This window comes from Rhodococcus sp. JCM 9793 (assembly GCF_055380405.1).
Map to the genome: position 1 here is coordinate 5476294 of NZ_AP043721.1, position 22207 is coordinate 5498500.

The following is a 22207-nucleotide window of genomic DNA, read 5'->3' on the forward strand; positions in this document are numbered from 1 at the left end:
GATGACCGGTAGCGCACATGAACTACTGCCCGACTGGGTGATCTGGCAGCAACGACCATTCCCTGACTCCAACCTACTTCTGATCACCGGGCGCGAGCCCGCGCTGATCGACAGCGGCTTCGTCGGACACGCACACGACACCGCCACCTGGGTCGATGCTCACACCCGAGGTCTGCATCGCGTTGTCAACACCCACTGGCACGCCGACCACGTCGGAGGCAATGCTCTACTGCAGCAACGGGGCGCCGGCATCGCCGCCAGCGTCCCGGACGCTGCGGCCCTCGCCCGCCGGGATCCGGGATGTTGCCTGGCGGAGTATCTCGACCAGCCGGTCGCGCAGTACACCGTCGACGAGGCTCTGAACGACGGCCGGATACTCCGCCTCGGGGACACCGACTGGGAGGTGATCCATACTCCGGGGCACACACCGGGGCACCTCGCCTTGTGGCAACCCGACGAAGGGCTGCTCGCAGTCGGAGATGCATTGTCCGACTACGATGTCGGCTGGGTCAATGTCGCCCTCGATGGCCCAGGTGCCGCCGCGACTGCGTTGGCGTCACTCCAACGGCTCGCGTACCTTGCACCACGTGTCGTGCTGCCTGCGCACGGACCGATTCCTGCTGATCCGGCCGCCGCTTTCACGCACGCGCTACGTCGCGCAGGGCGACTCGTCGACGATCCGGATAGCGCCGTCTGGTACGGGATTCGGAGAATCCTTGCCTACTCATTGATGATTCGGAACGGCATCGACACCGACGGGATCGAGCCGTACCTTCACGCTCGGGCATGGCTGACGGATGCTGCCCGGCTCTTGCGCACAGATCCGGAGACTCTGTCCGGCGAACTCATCGCCACGATGGTCGGCAGCGGTGCGATAGTTGTGCGGAACGGCCGTGTGCACGCCGCTGCCGAGCACTCTTTCGTGGCACCGGGATCGGCTCGAACTCCGTTCCCACGATTCTGGCCGCAGCCCACCGGCGACCCCGGAGGTCCGGAGCAGAGCCTCAGGCGATGAGCCACTCGACCAGAAGCACCACCCCGAGAACTCCGGTCATTCCGTGCGATAGCGGCTGCCGACATTGTCGAGGTGTGCCCGCAGCCCCTCGAGGAGCGGACGTTGCCCTTTGTGGAGCTTCACCTCGGCCTCGGGGAGCGACCACCACTGCGCGGCGTCGACCTCCGGGAACTGCTGAACAGCTCCCGATTTCGGGGGCCATTCGAGGTCGAACATGTTGCTGGAGACGAACTGCAGGTCGGTCGTGGTCTCGCCGGTGTAGACGCTCACGACCTTCCCCGACGGCTGCTTGTAGCGGCCGAGCAGAGTCAACGGCACGTCGGGCGCGGCGAATCCACACTCTTCTTCGAACTCACGCAGGGCGACGTCGCGCGGTTCCTCTTCGTCGCCGTACTCGCCTTTGGGTACCGACCACGCGGCGTCGTCCTTGCCGGCCCAATAGGGCCCACCCGGATGCACGAGCCACACTTCCAGCAGGCCCGTGTCGTCGATGCGATACAGCAGCAGACCCGCGCTCATGACCGTCATGCGCTGGTAACCGGTTGACGAAGAACGGTTTTCAGCTTCTCCGGCGCGACCCTCCGTGGATCACTCAGATAGATTTCGTGATGCTTTCCGTTGAAGACCAGGCCCCGCTCGGGAATCACACGATGATGGAGCGTTTCGAGAGTCGGTCCTTCATCGTCGTACGATCCGATATGCAGGATCTGCACGCACCTTCCCTCGGTCCACCTCATCGAATACAACTTCGGCAACGCCACCGGATTCCGCTTCGCGGCCACAGCAGACTTCGCCGATTCGATCATCTCGTCGGTGATCCACGGAGGCTGGCTGATCATCATCGTCCACTTCCAGGCCTGCTTGTCGCGGGTGACGAAGGTCGACATGTCGTCTGCCCACCACAGGCCTTCCAACGGACCCACGACTGCATCACGTCCGAGGTCCCGCTTCGACGCGAACTTGACGGCATACGACACGCTGTACAGAGCCTCGACAGCCTCCCCGTACGCCGTGCTCCGGTTCGGGTCGCCGATCCCCTCGATCGCGAGATACCGGAACTCGGGTACGTCGACCTCTGTAAACTCCTTGGTCGACGGCAAATACAACTTCTTGTGTGCGCGCTTGACGTCGTATTTCTCCATGCATCCCCTCGTCCGATGTCGCTCGCCCCGTCTTGCCACGTCCCGTGCCCGATCGAGTCTCACGTTCCGCGTCCGCTGAGTCGTAGCATCGAGGATATGCGCGCACCTGCCCTGGCGGAATCGTTCGAGGAACACCGCGGCCACCTGTTGTCGGTCGCGTACCGGCTCACCGGGAGCATTGCCGATGCCGAGGACGCGGTGCAGGATGCATGGCTTCGGCTCGACGGCGCAGACGCCGACAGCATCGATGATCTGCGGGCATGGTTGACCACCGTGGTCGGGCACCTCTGCCTCGACAAACTGAAATCGGCCGCGGTTCGCCGTGAGAAGTACGTGGGGCAGTGGCTGCCCGAGCCGATCGTCACACCGATCGCGGGCGCGACGCCTCCCGATCCGCTGGAGCAGGTGGTGCGCAATGAGGACAATCGCCTGGCCGCACTGGTCGTGCTCGATACCCTCACACCCACACAGCGGATCGCATTCGTGCTGCACGACGGGTTCGGTGTCCCATTCGACGAGGTAGCACGCATTCTCGACATCGAAGTTCCTGCAGCAAGGCAACTCGCATCGCGTGGTCGGCGTGCCGCCGCCGACGCCCCGCCGCCCCCATCCGCGAGCGAACACGAAGACGCGGTACAGCAGCTCATGGCAGCCATCGCCACCGGCGATGTCGACACGGTGATCGCAGCCCTCCACCCGGACGCTCGTATGATCGGCGATGCGGGCGGCACCACCCGCACAGCGATCAACGTCATCGCGGGCCCCGACAAGTTCGCCCGGTTCTTCCTGGGGCTCGTCCATCTCTACGGCGAGCATGCACTCACGTCGCTGAAGCCGGCCCTCGTCAACGGCGAACTGGGTTTCCTCAATCACGGTTCGGCCGGCGACGACACCCATCAGGGCTTCCCCGGTCGCGTACTCGGCGTCACTGTCCGCGACGGTCGTGTGTGGGCCGCCTACGACATGGCCAACCCCGCAAAACTCGGTGGCGTGCGGCTGCCCACCGAGCCGCGGGGATGAAGGTGAATGGTCGGCCGCACAGGTTATTCAGCAGATCCCGACGGCTCATCCGCCCACGGCACACGGCACGCATCCGTGCTGAAGCCCTGGTCGTGGATACCGAGCGCCGAGTTCATACGGGCACGCATGTTCTCGAGCCCGATCTGGTACGTCAGTTCCACAACACCCGCACGCCCGAACCGCCGCTCGAGATCGGCGACCTGCTCGTCGGTCACGTCGTTCGCCACGTCACCGGTCATCGCATCCGCATACGCGATTGCAGCTTTCTCGTCGTCGCTGTAGAGGTCCGAGGTCGCGTACTCGGCGATGTGCCGGAGCCGATCGGTGTCGAGACCGTCGAGTCGCTGCAGCATCGTCCCGAAATCCACGCACCACGAACAACCCACGGTCCACGCGGTGCGATATACCGCGATCTCCCGCACGTTCTTCGGCAGCACCTTCGATGCTCGATCGGCGAGCATTTCGTGCAGACCGCTCGCACGTAGCAATCCGGGGTGGTAGGCCACCACGGTGAACGGCTCGGGGATCTGATCGAACATGCGACCCGCAACCTTGTACATCGCCTTCGTCGTCAATCCCGCCTGCTCGGGGGTCAACGGTGGTATCCGCGTCATCATCTGCCTCCTCGGCCTTGCCGTTGTCATCCTGCACTTGTTGGACGAGACAGCGCACCGAGATGTGACACGGTAGCGAACACGGCATACACGCACCGGCTACCCTGCAGAAATGCCAGAATCGTCGAACTCGCGACAGGCCCGTACCGTCGCCCGGCTGCGACCGTTCGCCTCCACGATCTTCGCCGAGATGACCTCGCTCGCCGTCGAGCACGGTGCGATCAACCTCGGGCAGGGCTTCCCCGACACCGACGGACCACCCGAGATGCTCGAGGTGGCCCGACGAGCAATCGCCGACGGGGTCAACCAGTACCCGCCCGGGTCCGGGATCCCGACGCTGCGGGCAGCGATCTCCGCCGACCGGTCGGCACGGTACGGCCTCGAATGCGATCCCGACACCGAGGTGCTCGTGACCGTCGGCGCTACCGAGGCCATCAGCGCTGCGCTGCTCGGTCTCGTCGAACCCGGCGACGAAGTGCTGCTCACCGAGCCCTACTACGACTCCTACGCGGCCGCTGTGGCATTGGCCGGCGCGACCCGGCGGACCGTGCCGTTGACCCGCTCGGGCAACGAATTCGTCCTCGACGTCGATGCCCTCAGGTCGGCGGTCACCGACCGCACACGCATGCTCGTCGTCAACACCCCACACAACCCGACCGGCACCGTGTTCGACGACGGCAGCCTGGCGGCGATCGCCGAACTCGCGTGCGACCGGGATCTGCTGGTCTTGTCCGACGAGGTGTACGAGCACCTGGTCTTCGACGGACGTCGTCATACTCCTCTCGCATCACTCCCGGGAATGGCGGAGCGCACGATCACGGTGTCGAGCGCCGCGAAGACCTTCAACGTCACCGGCTGGAAGATCGGGTGGGCGATCGGCCCCCGCGCATTGATCGACGGGGTGCGCGCGGCGAAACAGTTCATGACGTTCGTCGGCGGCGCGCCCTTCCAACCGGCGATCGCGCACGCTCTGACCCACGAACAATCATGGGTGGCCTCGATGCGTGACGATCTGCAGCGCAAGCGGACCCTGTTGTCGGGTGCGCTCGCCGAGGCCGGATTCGACGTGCTCGATTCTGCGGGAACGTACTTCGTCTGCGCGGACATCACACCGCTCGGCTTCCGCGACGGTGTGGAGTTCTGCCGGATGCTGCCGGAGAAGGTGGGTGTCGCTGCGGTGCCGGTGAGTGTGTTCGTCGACGACCCTGTTTCATGGAATCATCTGGTGCGCTTCGCCTTCTGCAAACGCGACGACGTTCTCACCGAAGCAGCCCAGCGACTGCACGACGTCCGGCGAGTCCACAACATCGGAAAGGCTCCATAGGCGTGTCGGCACCGACGATCCCCTCCGATTTCGTCAGTCGAGCGGTGAGTGTGGCGGCGGCCGACGGCATCGACCTCACCCCTGCGCTCGGCGCAGGCAGGATCAGCCGAGCGGTCCTCGCCCAGCCGCATGCGCGGCTGACTCCAGAACAGGTCAGCCTGTTCACCCGTGCGGTATGGCAGATCACCGGCGACGAGTTGTTCGGTCTCGGCGCAGGTCCTGTGCCGCGCGGGTCGTTCCGGATCATGACGCTGACGCTGATCCACTGTCCGGATCTCGCGCATGCCCTCACGCGCATGATCGAGGTCAACCGGGTCCTTCAGGGACTTCCGACACTGAGTCTGACCATCGGCGAGACGAGCACCCACCTGGATGTGGACCTTCCCGATGAGGTAACGGAAAAGACCCGTGTGACAGTCGATTTCCTGTTGATGCTCCTGCACCGTTTCGCAGCGTGGCTCGTCGGCGGCCGGGTGCCGCTGGTGTCGGTGTCGCTGCCCTACGCGGAGCCCGATCCGATCCTCGCCCGCAGTTACGATGCGATTTTCGGAATTCCCGTCACCTTCGATGCAGGACGCGCAGCGCTCGAGATGGACAATTCGGCCATGCGGTCGCCGATCATCCGGACCGAAGAGTCGCTCGAAGAGTATCTCCGAGATTCCCCGAATCTCATGTTGTCGGAACGCGACTACGAATCGACGGTCTCCAGCCAGGTGCGGAGGATCTTCGAGTCGGGCATCCAGGGTCGCACTGCAACCACCGACGAGATCGCCGACATGCTCGCGGTGAGCCCACCACATCTGCGGCGACTGCTGCGCCAGGAGGGCACCTCCCTCGGCCGGCTCCGCGAGGAAGTACTGTGCGACCTCGCAATCGCCGGACTACGGCGGGGCGAACCGGTGGACGATCTGTCGGCGCGTCTCGGTTTCTCCGAGCCGAGTGCGTTCCGCCGCGCATTCAAGCGGTGGACGGGGAACACGCCGCGCGCCTACCGCGCGCGCGACTGAGCGTCTCGGACTGAGCACCGCTGTCAACAGAGGCAGAACTCGTTGCCTTCCGGGTCGGCCATCGTAATCCACTCGTAGGGACCCTGACTGCCGCGATGCAGCATCGTGGCGCCGGCAGCGACCAGACGCTCGGCCACCGCCTCACGGTTGTCTCCCGCCTGGATGTCCAGGTGCACTCGGTTCTTCACGGTCTTTCCCTCCGGGACCCTCTGGAACAACATTCTGGGTCGGAGTGGGTGGTCGGGGTCGGTGATCGCAGACCCCGCGCGCCACACGAGCGTGCCGTCGAAGATCTCGGTATCTTCTTCTCGTGCGTGACCGGCCTCCACGAGGCCGCGAATGAAATTCTCGTCGCTGGGTTCGACGCGCCATTCGAGCGCTTCGGCCCACCATCGCGCCTGAGTGTGTGGGTCGTTGCAATCGACCGTGACCTGAAATTCGTATCCCATGTCGCGACCCTACTGCGCATCTCCGACAGGGTCCCGCGTTCGATCCCCGAGGCGACGAGCAGGGCGTTTCCCGGCGCGCACCCTATTTGCCAGGTTGCAAATACGGCCCGGTTCTGAGACGGTCGGATAGAACCATCGTCTATCCTCGAGAGGGTGATTCGGAAAATATGTACACGGTCGTGAAGGATGATTATCCGACTCGCAACCGAATTGTTCCGGAATCCATCGTGCGAATGGATCCTGTCGTCTGGGGTTCATCTCCCGGGCCACTGGATCCTTCGGCGGTCGACACGTATGAAACGCGCGGATTCCACACTACAGAAGCACTTCTCGCCGCAAATGATGTCGGCAACCTTTTGGAAGAGACATCCCGACTCGGGCGTGAACTCGGCAACGACGAACGTGTGGTCCGTGAGCACGCGAGCGGCGATGTACGTTCCATCTTCGATGTACATCGCCTGAGCGACCTGGTCGATTCGATCATCCGACGCCCTGGAATTGCGGGTATCGCACGGCAATTGCTCGGTTCCGACGTCTACATCCACCAGTCCCGACTCAACGTGAAGCCGGGATTCCGCGGTGGCCCGTTCTATTGGCACTCGGACTTCGAGACCTGGCACGCGGAGGACGGCATGCCGACCCCTCGCGCGCTGAGCATCTCGATCGCGTTGACCGAAAACTATGGGTACAACGGCGGATTGATGATCATGCCGGGTTCGCACAAGACGTTCGTCTCGTGCGCCGGCGAGACTCCGGACGACTACTACCGAGAGTCGCTCGTGACCCACGTTCCGCAGACGGGCTCGCCCGATGAAGACACTCTGACCCGGATGTGCGCCGAGTTCGGCATCACTACGTTCCGCGGATCTGCAGGTTCAGCAACAGTTTTCGACTCGAACTGCATGCACGGATCGAACGGGAACATCACACCGCTTCCCCGATCCAATCTGTTCGTGGTGTTCAACAGCATCGAGAACACGCCTGTCGAGCCGTTTGCTGCAGGCAAGCCGCGTCCGTCGTACCTCGGCAGCAGGGACTTCACGCCTCTGTCCTGAACTGCTCCGGCCGGAGCCGTGCTGCCCTGAATTGCGCTACGACCGCCTCGGGATCGTCGACCTGCAACGACAGGCGCGATACCGAGGCGGTGGCGCGCTTGTGTTCGAAGAAGGCCGGGAGCGTGACGTCGACGGCTTCGGTCAGCACCAGATCCAGACAGGTGCCATCCGGCCCCGGAAGATACAGCGCGTCATCGTCGACGATCGGAGACGTGTGCTCCCACCGCCGTCGCTCGAGAGCCCGAGCGACATCCCGCCGGTCCAGTTCCACGATCACCTGATGTCCCGCCCGGATCGTCAGCCGACTGTCCGTCAGCAGATGCGGGTGCGTGATCCGACCTGCGAGGATCCCGAATATCTGGATGAGACCCCAGATCGAGAGTAGGAGCAGCGTGTCGCGGATCGCCGGCCACGGCACCAGCACGTGAACGACCACGGCTTCGATGACGCATGCGATGAGGAACGCCATCGGGATACCCAACGTGCCCTTCGTATATCCGAGCGGTACCACCCCGGGTCCTCCGCCGTCGTAACGCCGGCGCACGAAGAGCCATATCGCACGGTAGCCGCGTACCTCGAACCGAATGAGGTCGGCTGCGATCTTCCCGGTGACCTCGTCGAGAATCGCGTTCCACCCGAGTCCCTCGCGTCGCAGGGATCGGATGCGCAGCACGGTGATGATGCCGACTACGACACCGAGCGGAATCTCAACTGCCAGCCACAGCCCGAACGCTGCTCCGGGGCTCAGAATCCCGAGCGTCGCAAGCCCCGCGTTGACGATACCCACCAGGATCGTGATCACTACCGTCACCAGGTGCAGTCGACGTGCTCCAGACCTGGTCATCGTGGTGCTCCCACCGCTTCGGCGACCCGGGTGATGACCCGCATCGCAACCGCCCGCTGCGCGGGATCGGGCAGCACTTCGGACATCATCGCCTCACCGTGTGCTGCGAAGGTGGCAGCTGTCGCAACCCATTCCCCGAAAATGCCACGATCTCTCTGATCGGTGAACACGGTCAGGAACTCGGCCATCCCTTCGGCAACCGCCTCGATCTCGCCCGAGACATCGTCGGGCCGATGGCCCGCCAGCGCGCCGAATCTGCGATACATGGCGATCACGGCTTCCCGTTGGGCCGGGTCGGTGAGGATCCCGGTCACGGCATCGAGGAATTCCTGCGGCGCCTGTCCGGACAGGGCGACGAGTTCCCAGCTGTCACGCTCGTGTTCGAAGACCTTCCGCGTCCGGGGATCGTCTTCACCGCTGATGAGCTCGTCGAAGGCCCGTATGAGTGGTTCGGGAAGTGGTGAGATGGCTTGGCCGCGACGATGTCCGTCGAGCATCGTTGTCAACGCGTGCCGTTTCCCTTCCAGTGCATGCAGCTGGGCGTCGAGGTCGGCGATCAACGCTTCGAGATCTGCGGTGAGATCGTCCCGCGCTTCACCGTCGGCCCCTGCGCTGTATCCCGCTGCGCCGATCACCGTCGGGATCGCGCCGAGCGGAACTCCGGCACCGGCGAGCCAGCGGATACGCATCAGACGCACGAGGTCCTCCACCGAGTACACGCGGTACCCGTTGGAGGACCTCGGTGGCTCCGGCAGTAACCCGAGCCGGTGGTAGTGCCGGATCGTGCGTACGGTCGTGTCTGCGGCTGCGGCCAGTTCGCCGATTCTCATGACCCCAGCATCAACCCTGACGTTACGTCGGGGTCAAGTGTGCTGCGACTTGCTAGGCCCGACGAGCGCGCACCGCTTCTGCGAGACGGTCGAGCTGATCGACGGTGGTCGCCCAGTCGATGCACGCGTCGGTGATCGACTTGCCGTACTCGAGCTCCTCCGACTTCCCGAGCGTCAGATCCTGACGACCCGCTTCGATGAAACTCTCGAGCATGACGCCGACGATGCGCTTCTCACCTGCGACGATGCGCTCAGAGATGTCGGCGACGACGTCGACCTGCTTCTCGTGGTTCTTGCTGCTGTTGCCGTGGCTCGCATCGATGACCACGCGCTCGGGCAATCCCGACTTGCGCAGGCGAGCCATCGTGTCGGCGACGGTCTCCGCATCGTAGTTCGGTCCCGCACTGCCGCCGCGAAGGATGACGTGACAGTCGGGGTTGCCGACCGTCTCGATCAGCGCAGCCTGGCCGTCGAGATCGGTTCCGGGGAACACGTGGCTCGCACCGGCGGCACGCGTGCCGTCGACCGCGACCTGCACGTCACCTTCGGTGGAGTTCTTGATGCCGACCGGCATCGACAGGGCGCTGCACAGCTGGCGATGCACCTGGCTGGCGGCGGTGCGGGCACCGATTGCGCCGTAGGTGACCAGGTCGGCGTAGTACTGCGGGAGGATCGGGTCGAGGAACTCGCAGCCGACGGGCAGACCGAGGCTCGACACGTCGAGGAGCAGCTTGCGGCCGATGCGCAGACCCGTGTTGATGTCGTACGTACCGTCGAGGTGCGGGTCGTTGAGCAGACCCTTCCAGCCCAGCGTCGTGCGGGGCTTCTCGAAGTACACGCGCATCACGATGTGCAGGTCATCGCGCAGTTCGTCGGCCTTCGCGGCGAGCTTGCGGGCGTAGTCCATCGCGGCGGCCGGGTCGTGCACCGAGCACGGGCCCACGATGACGGCGAGACGGTCATCGGTGCCGTCCAGGATGTCGACGGTGGCAGCACGGCCCGAACGCACGGTCGCGGCGGCAACCTCGTCGGGTGCATGCTCAGCACGCACCACGGACGGCGCCGCAAGCGGGCTGATCCGCACGGTGCGCTGATCGTCGAGATTTGCGGTGGAGATGCTGTTGGTTCGAGTGCTCATCGGGTTTTCGGTTCCTGTTCTCAGGCCGACCCTCGAGGAAGCTGTGATACCCAGCGAGCCGGTCTGTAATCCGGCTCGTAGGTGGAAGAAGTCAGCGCGTGGTAACGCCGACCGGCCCACCCAGGGCCGGCCTGCTAAACCAGAAATATGCGCGCTGCATGACGACGAGCGTAACAGAAGGTTCCAACGAGAGGTTGTGACGGCCGCCTCACCCTCACAGGACCCGGCCGCGCCGATCGTGTGCGTGTGGAGATCCGACGTCCGCTACATCCAGTAGGCCTGTGACTTGACGTGCTTCTTGGGGATCTTGAACTCGCCTTTGAACGCGGAGGCGATCGCGCGCGTCCACTTCGCTTCCGCCGCAACCCAACCGAAGTGGTCGTGCGCATCGAAGGTCTCGGCCTTCACCGCGTCGGCGAGACTCCTTCCCTCGTTCGCGCGCTGGATCCACTTCACCGTGACGTTCGGACCTGCGTCGAGTGGGAGAGTGCGGTCTTTCTCGTGCACCCATTCGATCCACACCGTCGCGGGTACGTCACCGATCGAGGCGAGCAGAGAATTGATGGCGGGCAGTGAGGCGATGTCGCCGGCGACGAGGTAACCCGCAGGCGTCACGTCGGGTACCTCGAACTTCGATCCCATCACGGTGGCGCCGATCTTCTCGCCGGGCGCCACCGTCTGCGCCCACCTCGCAGCGGATCCGTCGTGTATCGCGAAGTCGATGTCGAAGGTCCCCGCGTCGACGTCGATGTCGACGAGGGTGTAGCCCCGTTGGTGCACCTTGTCCCCGTCGGGAAACCACATGCGGATCCACATGGTGGGGTGCACCGGGTGTTCCGCGAGCAGGCCGCCGTCGGTGAATCCGATCCGCAGATAGTGCTCGGTGATCTCGGTGCGGCTCGTGACGGTCAGCTCGTAGTCGTCGGCGCGGAGCAGCTTGAGAACCGCACCTTGCCATCCGCGAGACTTCTCGGCCATACCGCCACCTATCCATCATCGGTCGACGATCCCCCACCGGAATCGTCGACCGATCCTAACGCAGCGACGATAGGTTTGCCTTACATAACTTCGCACCGATCAAGGTCGGGGGAGGTGCCTCGGGTTCGCGACACGCAGTCGCTGGACGACCGCACCGATCACCGCGGAGTGCACATCTCGATCGGAGACATCGAGCATCCCGCTTCGAAGGCGAAGAGCCAACTCCGCTTCGTTGCGACAGCCCACACGAAGAAGACGCCCGGCGTGCACTGCCCGCTGGCCGGAGCCGAGCTGTTGTTCCCTCCGCGCGACCTGCAGGAGACTCGTGCAGATCTTCAGGCGATACGCCGCACCGGGATCGGTGAGCGACGGAGCGATACCACCGCCGAGTTCCTCGATCACCGCATCGAGCAGATCGGAGACGCCGGGAAGCCCGTGCAGGTCGCCATGGGGTTCGGTCTCAGGCACCGGGTCCGGGGGCAGCACCGCGCCGTCGACCAGCCCCAGGATGCGAAGCACGTCCCATTCGGATTCGCACACCCGCCTACCGATTGCCGCGAACTCGGCAGAGGGCTCTGCTCCCGAGATGTGCTTATGCGCCTGGAACCGGCCGAGCACGAGCCAACGCAGCGTGCCGAAGACCTCCCACCAGTGCAGATCCTCCGGGTCGGGACGCCACCCGGCGACACGCTCGTATCCGTCGAGCAGGTCGTCACGTGTACCGATCCCGGCCACCGGCGCGTCACCACCGAAACGCCAGGCGCGCACGCACAGCCACCCCAGATCCTCGACCGGATCTCCGACATGTGCGAGTTCCCAATCGAGAACGGCTTCGGTGCCGCCGGGTCCGATCAGTAGGTTCCCGAGCCTGAAATCACCGTGCACCAGTGCTTTACCACGCATCGGCGGACGATGCCGATCGAGCCACCGCAGGGCGATCTCGACGACGGGTCGCGGCTCGTCGAACGAGCGGTAGAGGTCCCGAATCACGTCGAAAGGGTCGTCGGCGCCGAGCATCGCAACCTCGGAGACGGGCACGGCATGGATACGGGCGAGTATCCCGCCCAGTTCCTCGGCCAGTCCCGCCCGCGCTTCGGAGAGCGTCTCGTCCCGGTGAATCCTCCTCGGAATGCTCTCGCCCGCTACGCGTTCCATGATGAGGAAGGGGGCGTCCAGTCCCGGTGCGGCGTCGGCCGCGACGACGACCTCCGGCACGGGTACTCCCGCCGCGCGTGCCGCGCGTAGGCATGCAGCTTCCGCGCGCATCCGCGGTGCGTCGCCGTGGCCGGGCGGGTCGCGGCGCAACACGTAACCGCCCGCGCCCTCACTGCGGACCACGTCGAACGACCAGATCTGTCGGCTGGCACCGCCGGTGAGCCGGCGCAGGTCCGTCACCGACACCGTCGCTCCCCAGTGCGCCGACAGGATGTCGGCGATGTCCGCCGCTACTTCCACGGCGCCGTCTCCCCGTCACGCAGGAGTCGTCGCGCGGTGGACATGCGGTGCACCTCGTCGGGCCCGTCGTAGATCCGCGCGTAACGGGCCTGGCGATACATCCTTTCGAGCGGCGTGTCGGCCGTCAGCCCGAGTGCGCCGTGCACCTGGATAGCCCGGTCGATGACGTTGTGGAGCATCCGAGCTCCCCAGAACTTCACGAGCCCGATCTGCACTCGCGCGTCCTCGCCGGAATCCATGACCCGGGCGGCGTCGAGCGTCATCAGCCTCGACGCGTGGATCTCCGCGGCCGATTCGGCTACATACCTTTGGATCTCGCCCTTCTCGGACAGCAACGAGCCGTGGGCGAATCGTTCGTTGGCGCGCGCACACATCATCTCGAACGCACGTTGCGCCTGCCCGAGCCAGCGCATGGAATGGAAGATCCGGCCCGGCCCGAGTCTGTCCTGTGCGACGACGAATCCGTTGCCGCGCGCGCCGAGCAGGTTCGTCGCTGGTACCCGCACATCGGTGTAGCGGACCTCGTAGTGGTCGCTGGGATCGTGACCCATCGTCGGAATGGAGCGGACGATCTCGAAGCCAGGAGTGTCGGTGGGGACGATGATCGCGCTGATGCTGCGGTGCAACGCTGTCGAGTCGGGTTCGGTGCGGGCGAACACCGTGCAGTAGCCGGCCTCCCGGGCTCCAGTGGTGAACCACTTGTGTCCATTGATGATCCAGTGATCTCCGTCGAGGGTTGCGGTGGTCCGGACCAGAATCGGATCGGATCCGGCTACCTCGGGTTCAGTCATTCCGACGGACGGGAGGACCTCTCCCGACACGAGTCCGGGGACCCAGCGGCGGCGTTGTTCGTCGGTGCCGTGGCGATGCAGCATCAGCGCGTCCTGCATCGACACCGAACCCACGGCAAGTTGCCCGAACTCGGAGCGGCCGATGATCTCGTTGAGATAGACGAAGTCGAGGAACGGCACTCCTCCCCCGCCGATCTCCTGGGGATGCCCGAGCGCCCACAACCCGAGGTCTTTCGCGCGGGATTTCAGTCGGGTGAGTGCCGCGGCCGCTTCGTCGTCATGCCGCGAGAGGACGGGCTCGAGGGGGACGACCTCGTCGTCGATGAAGGAGCGCATGCGGGTGCACAGCTCTGCCACCCGCCCCTCCGGCCGGTTCGCTGTCATGGCTGACAATCTATCGGCACACACATGCGTTCACATGCGTTTCGATCGCTGCGGGTCAGCGTGTGCGCTCCTGCCGGCCGGGTTCGATCCAGCGCCTGATCGACGACTTCGAAACCTACCCCTTGCACATAAGGATTGCCTAACCTATATTCATCAGTGGGCCTGTTGAGGACTGAGCGGAGAGCTGTGGGCTGCAGCGAACTCCCGGTCCCCGCCTACGGCGGGTCCCGTCGCTTTCGAGCGCGGGGCCCGCCGGTTTCGTCTCCCCACCTTCACACAGCGCGCATCCCGCACTATCGTGCTTCGCCTACCTCACTCACCGGCATCGTGCGAGCCTGCGGTTTCCCGAGCAGCGCCCGCAGCGAGAACCGGCCGAGCTCCGGGTCGTACGGCCTGTAGGCGAGGTAGACGAGGACGTGGAACCTCTCGTGCAGCACCAGGGCACGGCGGATCTCCGGCGTCATCCGCCCGTGCAGCTCGAAGGTCTTCACACCGGATTCGATATAGGACCCGAACTCCCGCGGCGGGGTCAACGCCCGCCTTGGCGAGATATCCACCCGCATGTCGCTGAGCTGGACGATCGGGACCTCCGCCGCACCGAGACACAGGGCGAGGTCGAGGTCCTCGTGGATATCCGGAGCCACGCTCACGTCTTCACGAACCCGCTCCCACGCGGTTCGCCGAATCGCCATGTTGGCTCCGTGCAGATTCCGGTATGGGCGTTCTCCACCGAAAATTCCACGCTGGACCTGCTTTTCGACGTACCACCGCTTGAGCGACCGATACGGCGAATCGTACGAATTGTTCAGTCCGCTGATGGCACCGACCTCCTCGGTGTCACCCCTGCCGAAGTAGTCGCACACCACCCGAGCCCAATTCGGACGGACTCGCGTATCCGCATCGACCCGCCCGAGAATGTCGCCGGCGGCCGCGTCGAATCCGGCATTTCTCGCATGCGCGACACCAGGTTTCGCCTCCTCCACCAGTGTGATCTTCGCGCATCTCTCCTGCGCACGCCGCACAACATCGACGGTGGCATCCGTGCAGTTGTTGTCGACCACGATGATTTCGAGAAGGTCGCCCTGTTGCTCGATCAACGCATCGAGGCACGGCCCGATGTATACCTCCTCGTTGTGAACGGGAACGATGACGGACAGTCCGGGGCGTGTGACCATGACGCTCGATGCTACTGCCCACACAGCACACGGCCCGCCTCAGGTGTTGCCACCCGGGGCGGGCCGAAGCATTTCTTTACCAACCGTTTCCGGTCACCTGACGACCAGCTCTCCGTCCTCGACCACTACGGTCACCGCACCGCCTTCGACGAGTTCGTCGTCGAGCAGCAGATCGGCGATGCGATCATCGACCTCACGCTGAATCGCGCGACGCAGCGGACGCGCACCGAACTCGGGCTGGTGTCCACGATCGGCGAGCCAGTCTACGGCCACACCATCGATGTCGAGGTCGATACCCTTGTCTGCCAGCTTCTTCCGAGTGTCGTCGAGCAGCAGATCGGTGATGCGTCGCAACTGTTCGTCGTCGAGCTTGCGGAACAGCACGATCTCGTCGATCCTGTTGAGGAACTCGGGTCGCATCGTCTCGCGCAACCGAGCCATCACCCTGTCGCGCAACGGCTTCTCGGCAGCCTCGGCGTCACCGGTGGTGAATCCGAGCGCGCCACCGCGGCTCGAGATGATGTCCGATCCGAGATTGCTCGTCATGATCACCACGGTGTTGCTGAAGTCGACCGTGCGGCCTTCGCCATCGGTCAGGCGACCGTCGTCGAGGACCTGGAGGAGTGTGTTGAACACATCCGGGTGCGCCTTCTCGATCTCGTCGAGCAGCACCACCGAATACGGGTTGCGGCGCACCTTCTCCGTGAGCTGGCCGGCTTCGCCGTACCCGACGTACCCGGGCGGGGCGCCGACGAGCCGGCTGACCGTGTGCCGCTCACCGAACTCGCTCATGTCGATGCGCAGCATCGACCGATCGTCTCCGAACAACACCTCTGCCAAGGCTTTCGCCAGTTCGGTCTTACCGACTCCGGTCGGCCCGAGGAACAGGAAGCTGCCCACCGGTCGGCCCGGATCGCTCATCCCCGAGCGACTACGCCGGACCGCGCGGGCCACCGCGCGGACGGCTTCGTCCTGCCCGACGACACGTTCGTGCAGCTCGCTCTCCAGGTTCCGGAGCCGGTCCTTCTCGCCACTCGTCATCCGGGTGACGGGAATACCCGTTGCACGGGAGACGATCTCGGCGATCAGCTCCGTGTCGACCACGGGAACCTCCGCATCGTCACTCGCAGGTGCGCCCGAATCGATCCGGGCCTGCACCTTCACGATCCCGTCGCGGATCCGCGACGCCTCCTCGTAGTCTTCGGCCGCAACGGCAGCGTCCTTCTCCGCCTCGAGCGACACAATCTGCTCTCGGAGCGCATCGGCGTCGTCCCGCGGGGTGCGCAGCCGCAGCCGCGCTCCGGCCTGGTCGATCAGGTCGATGGCCTTGTCGGGAAGGTGACGGTCGGGCAGATACCGCACCGACAGGTCCACCGCCGCCTCGATCGCCTCGTCGGCATACCGCACGCCGTGGAACTCTGCGTACCGGTCGCGGAGTCCGCGCAGGATGGTCACGGCATCGCCGTGCGACGGCTCACCCACCGTGACGGGCTGGAATCGCCGCTCGAGCGCCGGATCCTTCTCGATGTGCTTGCGGTATTCGTCGAGCGTGGTCGCACCGACGATGTGCAGTTCGCCGCGGGCAAGCTTGGGCTTGAGGATGTTGCTCGCATCCATCGAACCCTCGCTGCCGCCGCCACCTGCACCGACGACGGTGTGCAGTTCGTCGATGAAGACGATCAGCGCGCCGTCCTGCGCGGTGATCTCGTCGAGCACCGAGGTGAGGCGCTCCTCGAAGTCGCCGCGATAGCGGGTACCGGCCACCATCGAGGTCAGGTCCAGCTGGACGATGCGCTTGTCGCGCAGAGTGTCCGGGACATCGCCGTCCACGATGCGCTGGGCCAGGCCCTCGACGATCGCAGTCTTGCCGACGCCGGCCTCGCCCACGAGCACCGGATTGTTCTTGGTGCGACGCGAGAGGATTTCGACGGTCTGCTCGATCTCGTCGGCACGGCCGATGACGGGGTCCACCCCGCCGTTTCGAGCACGGTCGGTGAGGTCGACGCCGTACTTGTCGAGGGTCGGTGTCGAGGATTCGGCCTCCGCAGACGATGCGGGAGCCGACTGGAGTGCTGTCTGCAGCGCCTGCGGGGTGACACCCAGCGACGCGAGCAGACGACCCGGCGCGCGGGTCTGGTCTGCCGCGAGCGTGAAGAACAGATGTTCCGGGTCGATGTATGTGGAGCCGAGTGCACGTGAGAGCTGGTGAGCCTCGAGCAGCGCGGTCTTCACCGTGCCACTGAGGGCGGGCGCGGTCACGCCGCTCCCGGGGCTGTCCTGCGGGAGTCGTTGCTCGACGGCCTCGATCACATCGGCGGGATCAGCACCGGAGCGGGTCATGACCGTCCGGGCCGGGTCCTGCTCAGCCATTGCACGCAGAACGTGCAGCGCATCGAGATCCGCGTCGCCGCGTTCCGCTGCGAAACGGGCGGCAGCAGCCATGAGCTCCTGCGTTCCGCGGCTCATGAAGCGCGAGATGTCGATGCGGCCGGGGCCACCAGGCCCGAAGAATGACGGCATTCCGAAGCCTTTCTGTTGAACTTGAGTCATACGTACTCAACTAACGTGCATACCTCGCGATCAATTCCCGACACAGAGTGATCCATGACACACCCCGCATGGACCAGGGGGTCCGCGTAACGTGGACACGTGCACACGCAGTACGGGCCGCAGCTCACACTGTTCGCGGCCGAGCTCGACTTCGCTCTCGACGAATTCCAGATTCGCGCCTGCCGCGCACTCGAGAACGACCGCGATGTCCTGGTCTGCGCGCCCACCGGAGCCGGGAAGACGATCGTGGGCGAGTTCGCAGCCCATCTCGCCCTCGGGTCGAACGGGACGTGTTTCTACACCACACCGATCAAGGCGCTGAGCAATCAGAAGTTCCATGACTTCACGGCACGATTCGGCGACGATCGGGTCGGCCTGCTCACCGGCGATGTCACGCACAATCCGGACGCACCCGTGGTCGTCATGACCACCGAGGTCTTGCGGAACATGCTGCACGGCCACTCTCCGCTACTGACCGGTCTGACCCACGTCGTCATGGACGAGGTGCACTATCTCGCCGACAACGAGCGCGGCGCGGTGTGGGAGGAATCGATACTGCACCTCCCGGCATCGGTGCGGCTCGCGAGTCTCTCGGCGACGGTGAGCAACGCCGAGGAGTTCGGCGAGTGGATCGCCCGCGTCCGCGGCGACACGACCGTGGTGGTCGAGGAGACCCGACCGGTGCCGCTCACCCAGCACATGCTCGCGGGAGGCCGCCTGTTCGATCTGTTGTCGCCGGTCGACGGAGCCATCGACGACACCCTCGACCGCTACATCGCGCATCGACGACTCGTCGAGGCCGCCCCGCCACCGAGCCCCGGACGCGGACGGCGACGACGCAGCCACCGACCAGTACCCGCCGGCGCCGGCCGACCCGAGATCGTCGCACGCCTGGAATCCGAACAACTCCTGCCCGCCATCTGGTTCCGTTTCAGCCGCGCCGGGTGCGACGCCGCGGTCACCGAATGCCTCGAGGCCTCGGTGCGGCTCACCGACGGATCCGACTTGTCCGCCATCCGGTCCATCGCGGAGAAACACACCGCGGCACTGCCTCCCTCCGATCTCGATGCGTTGGACTACGCAGACTGGATCGACGGGCTCGAACGCGGATTCGCCGCGCACCACGCGGGCCTGGTCCCCGCATTCCGGCACACCGTGGAAGAACTCTTCGCCCACAACCTGGTGAAAATGGTCTTCGCGACAGGGACACTCGCGGTGGGCGTCAACATGCCTGCCCGGACGGTCGTGCTGGAACGCCTCGACAAACCGACGGCCGACGGACCGGTACGGCTGACTGCCGGCGAGTACACCCAACTGACCGGACGTGCCGGTCGGCGTGGCATCGACGAACAGGGACACGCCGTGGTGCTGTGGAGTCCCGACATCTCCCCCTCAACAGTCGCCGGACTCGCCTCCACCCGCACCTACCCCCTGCACAGTTCACTGCGCGTCGGATACAACACGGCGGTCAACCTCGTCGACGATCTCGACGTGGACGGTGCCCGCGCGCTGCTCGGTCGCTCGTTCGCTCAGTTCCAGGCGGAGAACTCGGTCGCCGCGCTGGCAGCGGCCGCCCGGGTCAACACGGCGACACTCGCCACGCTCGACGCAGAACTCGGCGAGGCCGACGGATTCGCCGAATACCGAAGCCTGTACGACCGACTGGCCGATGCCCGCAACACCGCACCGTCCGACACCGTCACCATCCTTGCGCGGGCGATCCGGTCTCACCCGGGTCATCGTCGTGGCGACCGCGACCACCTGTTGACGCTCGCCGGCCGGCGCAGTGCCCTGCACGCGGACACCGAATTGCTACGAGGACAGGTACACGCGGTTTCGGGACGGCTGATCGAGACGTTCGATCGCACTCTTGTGCTGCTCGACGAGCGCGGCCACGTACTACTCGACCCGGCCAGCGGGCACGCACACGTCACCGACGACGGCCATCGGCTCAGCCGGATCTATTGCAGCAGTGATCTTCTCGTATCGGAGTGCCTGCGCACCGGCGCCTGGTCAGGACTCGAGCCGGCCGAGTTGGCCGCGGTCGCGTCGAGCGTGCTCGGCGAAAATCGCCGTCGCACAGCCGCAACCGCAGGACGGATGACACCCGCGGTCGACGAGGCACTGCGCGCGACGGTCCGGTTGTGGGGCGAACTCGCCGCCGCCGAGGAACGACACGGCCTGACGGTGAGCCCGGAGCCCGATCCGGCGCCGGTGGCTGCGATCCACCGATTGGCGCGCGGCGACGGACTCGCCGCGGCACTGCAGGTGGCCTCCGATTCAGGGCAGTCGGGTGGAGATCTGGTCCGCCACTACCTGCGGACCCTCGACCTGGTCGACCAGACCCGGCTGTGCCGGCGGGATGCACTACCACCGGTTGCGTCCACACTGCTGTGAACGGCCCGCCGATTTCAGCGGGACAGCATCTCGACCCCGCACAGTTGCTCCGACAGTGACCACAGCCCCGACGCCACGGTTTCGTCCTTGGAGCGGGCGCTCGACTGCACCCGCTTCGGATGCCCGCGCATCTCGAAGAACGAGTCGGGACCGTAGAAACCTCCCGGTTCGACGTCGGGAACCGTCGCCGCATACAGCGACGGCAGCGCACCCATTGCGGGTGACTGCCCGATGATCGGGGTCGAGAGTTCCATGATCTTGCCGTACAGGGTCTCGCTGCGGAACTGCAGATTGGTCGACGAGTATCCCGGATGCACGACCAGCGAGCGCACCGGCGACTCGCGATCGGTCAGGCGTCGTTGCAGTTCGTAGGCGAACAACAGATTGGCCAGCTTCGACTGTCCGTATGCGAGCCAGCGGTCGTATCGGCGGTGCTCCCAGTTGAGGTCGTCGAGATCGATCCGCCCGATCCGATGCATCGCGCTGCTCACCGTCACGACCCGGTCGGTGATGCGCCCGAGAAGCAATGCGGTGAGCGCGAAATGCCCGAGGTGGTTGGTACCGATCTGCATTTCGAAGCCGTTTGCGGTCCGCCGCAGCGGAACTGCCATCACCCCCGCATTGTTGATCAGGACGTCGATCACCTCATGCGACTCCGCGAGCCCCTCGACGAACTCGCGCACCGAATCCAGATCGGCCAGGTCCAGTCGACGAACCTGAACGCGGTCACCGAGTTCGGCCGCGACCTTCTCGCCCTTCGCAACATCGCGGCACGCGAGCACCACGCGCGCACCCGCTGCGGCGAGAGCCCGTGACGTTTCAGCGCCGAGTCCACTGTTCGCGCCCGTCACGACGAACGTCCGGCCCGTTTGATCGGGGATGTCCTGCGAAGTCCATGCCACCATGCTGGTCAGCGTACGGGTGACTGTGCTGTCGGAACAGGGTTCAGGGCTGTCGGAACAGGTTTCAGGACCCGACACCTGCGAGGAACACCCCGGCCAGCGCGATCGACGCGACCCACACTGTCGAGATCGCAGCCAGGACGAAGGGGCGTGCACCCACCTTCTTGATCGTCGCCACATGCACACCGGCGCCGAGCGCGAACATGGCCGCAGTGAGCAACGCTGTCTGCACGGAAGACGCGGCGTCGAGTACACCGTCCGGGATGAGCCCGGTTGCTCGCACCGCAACGCACACGAGAAACGCTGCAACGAACAGCGGCACCAGCGGAGGACGACGCGCGTCGGCTCCGGACTCGGTGAGCCGACGACGCACGCCGAGCACCGCGATCACCGGGGCCAGCATGAGTACGCGGGCCAGCTTCGTCACCGCGGCAACCCCCAACGCAGCACCGCCGATCACGCCGCCTGCCGCAACAACCTGAGCGACCTCGTGGATCGAACCTCCCGCCCACACGCCGGCAGCCTCGTCGGACAGGCCGAGGACCTGCGACAGCAGGGGGATCGCGGGGATCATCAACGTTCCGAAGATCACCACGAGCGCGACGGCCGTGAGCACCTCTTCTTCTTTTGCGTCGACCACACCGTCCACAGCCGCCACGGCTGCCGCACCGCAGATCGAGAATCCACACGCGATCAGGACGCGCTGGGTCCAGGTGAGCCCGAGTAGTCCGCCGACGAACATCGTTCCCGAGATTCCGAGGGCGACGACGGCGATCACCACGACGATGACCTTCCAGCCGAGTCCGAGGACGTCGGCGAGGAGCAACTGCAGGCCGAGCAGTGCGATGCCCACACGCAGCAGGCGCTTGGCCGAGAAGCTCAGACCCGGACGCACACGCTGGGGAAGGTCGACCACGTTCGCAACGACCGCGCCGAGAACGATCGCGATCAGCAGCGGGCTCACGGTCGGGATGAACGCGTTGATTCCCATTGCCGCCGCCGTCGCCGCCGCGCACAGCGCAAGCCCGGGTGCGAGGTCGGTCGCCGCCGATACCCGGCTCGAGAGTCGGGTCGGAGCCTCGGATGAGGGCACGGTGGCCGTGGATGTCTGCATACGTCGACTCTGCGCTGCATCGG

20 protein-coding genes are annotated in these 22207 nt (G+C 65.4%); 6 read left to right on the forward strand and 14 right to left on the reverse strand.

From position 1 onward, the window contains the following. The first annotated feature begins 1 nt into the window (after window position 1). Window positions 2-1015, forward strand: coding sequence for an MBL fold metallo-hydrolase (locus ACZ46K_RS27455; protein ID WP_054809795.1), 1014 nt, complete (start codon window positions 2-4; stop codon window positions 1013-1015). 36 nt (window positions 1016-1051) lie between these two features. Here the strand turns inward: ACZ46K_RS27455 and ACZ46K_RS27460 are convergent, their stop codons facing one another. Then, window positions 1052-1543 carry an NUDIX hydrolase gene (locus ACZ46K_RS27460; RefSeq protein WP_054806307.1) on the reverse strand — a complete coding sequence of 164 codons (492 nt, stop codon included), beginning with the start codon at window positions 1541-1543 and terminating at the stop codon, window positions 1052-1054. Next, complete coding sequence (locus ACZ46K_RS27465; protein ID WP_464745862.1) at window positions 1540-2157, reverse strand: GyrI-like domain-containing protein; 618 nt, start codon at window positions 2155-2157, stop codon at window positions 1540-1542. The genes ACZ46K_RS27460 and ACZ46K_RS27465 overlap by 4 nt, the downstream gene beginning before the upstream one ends. A 96-nt stretch (window positions 2158-2253) precedes the next feature. Here ACZ46K_RS27465 and ACZ46K_RS27470 point away from each other — a divergent pair, with 96 nt between their 5' ends. After that, window positions 2254-3177, forward strand: coding sequence for a sigma-70 family RNA polymerase sigma factor (locus ACZ46K_RS27470; protein ID WP_464745864.1), 924 nt, complete (start codon window positions 2254-2256; stop codon window positions 3175-3177). Window positions 3178-3200: 23 nt separating this feature from the next. Here ACZ46K_RS27470 and ACZ46K_RS27475 read toward each other — a convergent pair whose 3' ends face one another. Next, window positions 3201-3791, reverse strand: a complete 591-nt coding sequence (locus ACZ46K_RS27475) for a carboxymuconolactone decarboxylase family protein (protein WP_464749493.1) — start codon at window positions 3789-3791, stop codon at window positions 3201-3203. Between the two features lie 112 nt (window positions 3792-3903). Between ACZ46K_RS27475 and ACZ46K_RS27480 the strand changes: the two genes are divergently transcribed. Beyond that, complete coding sequence (locus tag ACZ46K_RS27480; protein WP_054806306.1) at window positions 3904-5115, forward strand: pyridoxal phosphate-dependent aminotransferase; 1212 nt, start codon at window positions 3904-3906, stop codon at window positions 5113-5115. A gap of 2 nt (window positions 5116-5117) precedes the next feature. Beyond that, window positions 5118-6122 carry an AraC family transcriptional regulator gene (locus ACZ46K_RS27485; RefSeq protein WP_464745866.1) on the forward strand — a complete coding sequence of 335 codons (1005 nt, stop codon included), beginning with the start codon at window positions 5118-5120 and terminating at the stop codon, window positions 6120-6122. Between the two features lie 23 nt (window positions 6123-6145). On the opposite strand, the gene ACZ46K_RS27490 is transcribed toward ACZ46K_RS27485, so the two are convergent. Then, window positions 6146-6571 (reverse strand): VOC family protein, encoded by a 426-nt coding sequence (locus tag ACZ46K_RS27490; protein ID WP_464745868.1) that lies wholly within the window; start codon window positions 6569-6571, stop codon window positions 6146-6148. 167 nt (window positions 6572-6738) lie between these two features. Between ACZ46K_RS27490 and thpD the strand changes: the two genes are divergently transcribed. Then, the gene (thpD, locus tag ACZ46K_RS27495; protein ID WP_464745871.1) at window positions 6739-7626 is read left to right on the forward strand and encodes an ectoine hydroxylase; all 888 of its coding nucleotides are present in this window, start codon (window positions 6739-6741) and stop codon (window positions 7624-7626) included. On the opposite strand, the gene ACZ46K_RS27500 is transcribed toward thpD, so the two are convergent. The 8 genes from ACZ46K_RS27500 to ACZ46K_RS27535 form a co-directional block, all read right to left on the reverse strand. Beyond that, window positions 7610-8470, reverse strand: coding sequence for a hypothetical protein (locus ACZ46K_RS27500; RefSeq protein WP_464745873.1), 861 nt, complete (start codon window positions 8468-8470; stop codon window positions 7610-7612). The genes thpD and ACZ46K_RS27500 overlap by 17 nt on opposite strands. Further along, a complete protein-coding gene (locus ACZ46K_RS27505) occupies window positions 8467-9300 on the reverse strand; it encodes a MerR family transcriptional regulator (protein ID WP_054809800.1) in 834 nt (277 codons plus the stop codon). The genes ACZ46K_RS27500 and ACZ46K_RS27505 overlap by 4 nt, the downstream gene beginning before the upstream one ends. Before the next feature lie 52 nt (window positions 9301-9352). Then, complete coding sequence (locus tag ACZ46K_RS27510; RefSeq protein WP_464745875.1) at window positions 9353-10438, reverse strand: 3-deoxy-7-phosphoheptulonate synthase; 1086 nt, start codon at window positions 10436-10438, stop codon at window positions 9353-9355. A 264-nt stretch (window positions 10439-10702) separates the two neighbouring features. Then, a complete protein-coding gene (locus ACZ46K_RS27515; RefSeq protein ID WP_054807893.1) occupies window positions 10703-11416 on the reverse strand; it encodes a siderophore-interacting protein in 714 nt (237 codons plus the stop codon). A gap of 99 nt (window positions 11417-11515) precedes the next feature. Further along, window positions 11516-12871 (reverse strand): phosphotransferase, encoded by a 1356-nt coding sequence (locus tag ACZ46K_RS27520; RefSeq protein WP_464745877.1) that lies wholly within the window; start codon window positions 12869-12871, stop codon window positions 11516-11518. Further along, window positions 12862-14046 (reverse strand): acyl-CoA dehydrogenase family protein, encoded by a 1185-nt coding sequence (locus ACZ46K_RS27525; protein WP_464745879.1) that lies wholly within the window; start codon window positions 14044-14046, stop codon window positions 12862-12864. Before ACZ46K_RS27525 ends, ACZ46K_RS27520 begins: the two co-directional genes overlap by 10 nt. 293 nt (window positions 14047-14339) lie before the next feature. Further along, a complete protein-coding gene (locus ACZ46K_RS27530; protein ID WP_054807342.1) occupies window positions 14340-15221 on the reverse strand; it encodes a glycosyltransferase in 882 nt (293 codons plus the stop codon). Window positions 15222-15314: 93 nt separating this feature from the next. Further along, window positions 15315-17741, reverse strand: a complete 2427-nt coding sequence (locus ACZ46K_RS27535) for an ATP-dependent Clp protease ATP-binding subunit (RefSeq protein WP_464745881.1) — start codon at window positions 17739-17741, stop codon at window positions 15315-15317. A gap of 129 nt (window positions 17742-17870) precedes the next feature. Between ACZ46K_RS27535 and ACZ46K_RS27540 the strand changes: the two genes are divergently transcribed. Continuing rightward, window positions 17871-20168 (forward strand): DEAD/DEAH box helicase, encoded by a 2298-nt coding sequence (locus ACZ46K_RS27540; RefSeq protein WP_464745883.1) that lies wholly within the window; start codon window positions 17871-17873, stop codon window positions 20166-20168. A 14-nt stretch (window positions 20169-20182) separates the two neighbouring features. Here the strand turns inward: ACZ46K_RS27540 and ACZ46K_RS27545 are convergent, their stop codons facing one another. Both ACZ46K_RS27545 and ACZ46K_RS27550 read right to left on the reverse strand, forming a co-directional pair. Continuing rightward, window positions 20183-21073 carry an oxidoreductase gene (locus ACZ46K_RS27545; protein WP_054810629.1) on the reverse strand — a complete coding sequence of 297 codons (891 nt, stop codon included), beginning with the start codon at window positions 21071-21073 and terminating at the stop codon, window positions 20183-20185. Window positions 21074-21134: 61 nt separating this feature from the next. After that, window positions 21135-22184: a YeiH family protein gene (locus tag ACZ46K_RS27550; RefSeq protein WP_464745885.1), complete on the reverse strand. Its 1050-nt coding sequence runs from the start codon at window positions 22182-22184 to the stop codon at window positions 21135-21137. Between the last annotated feature and the right edge of the window lie 23 nt (window positions 22185-22207).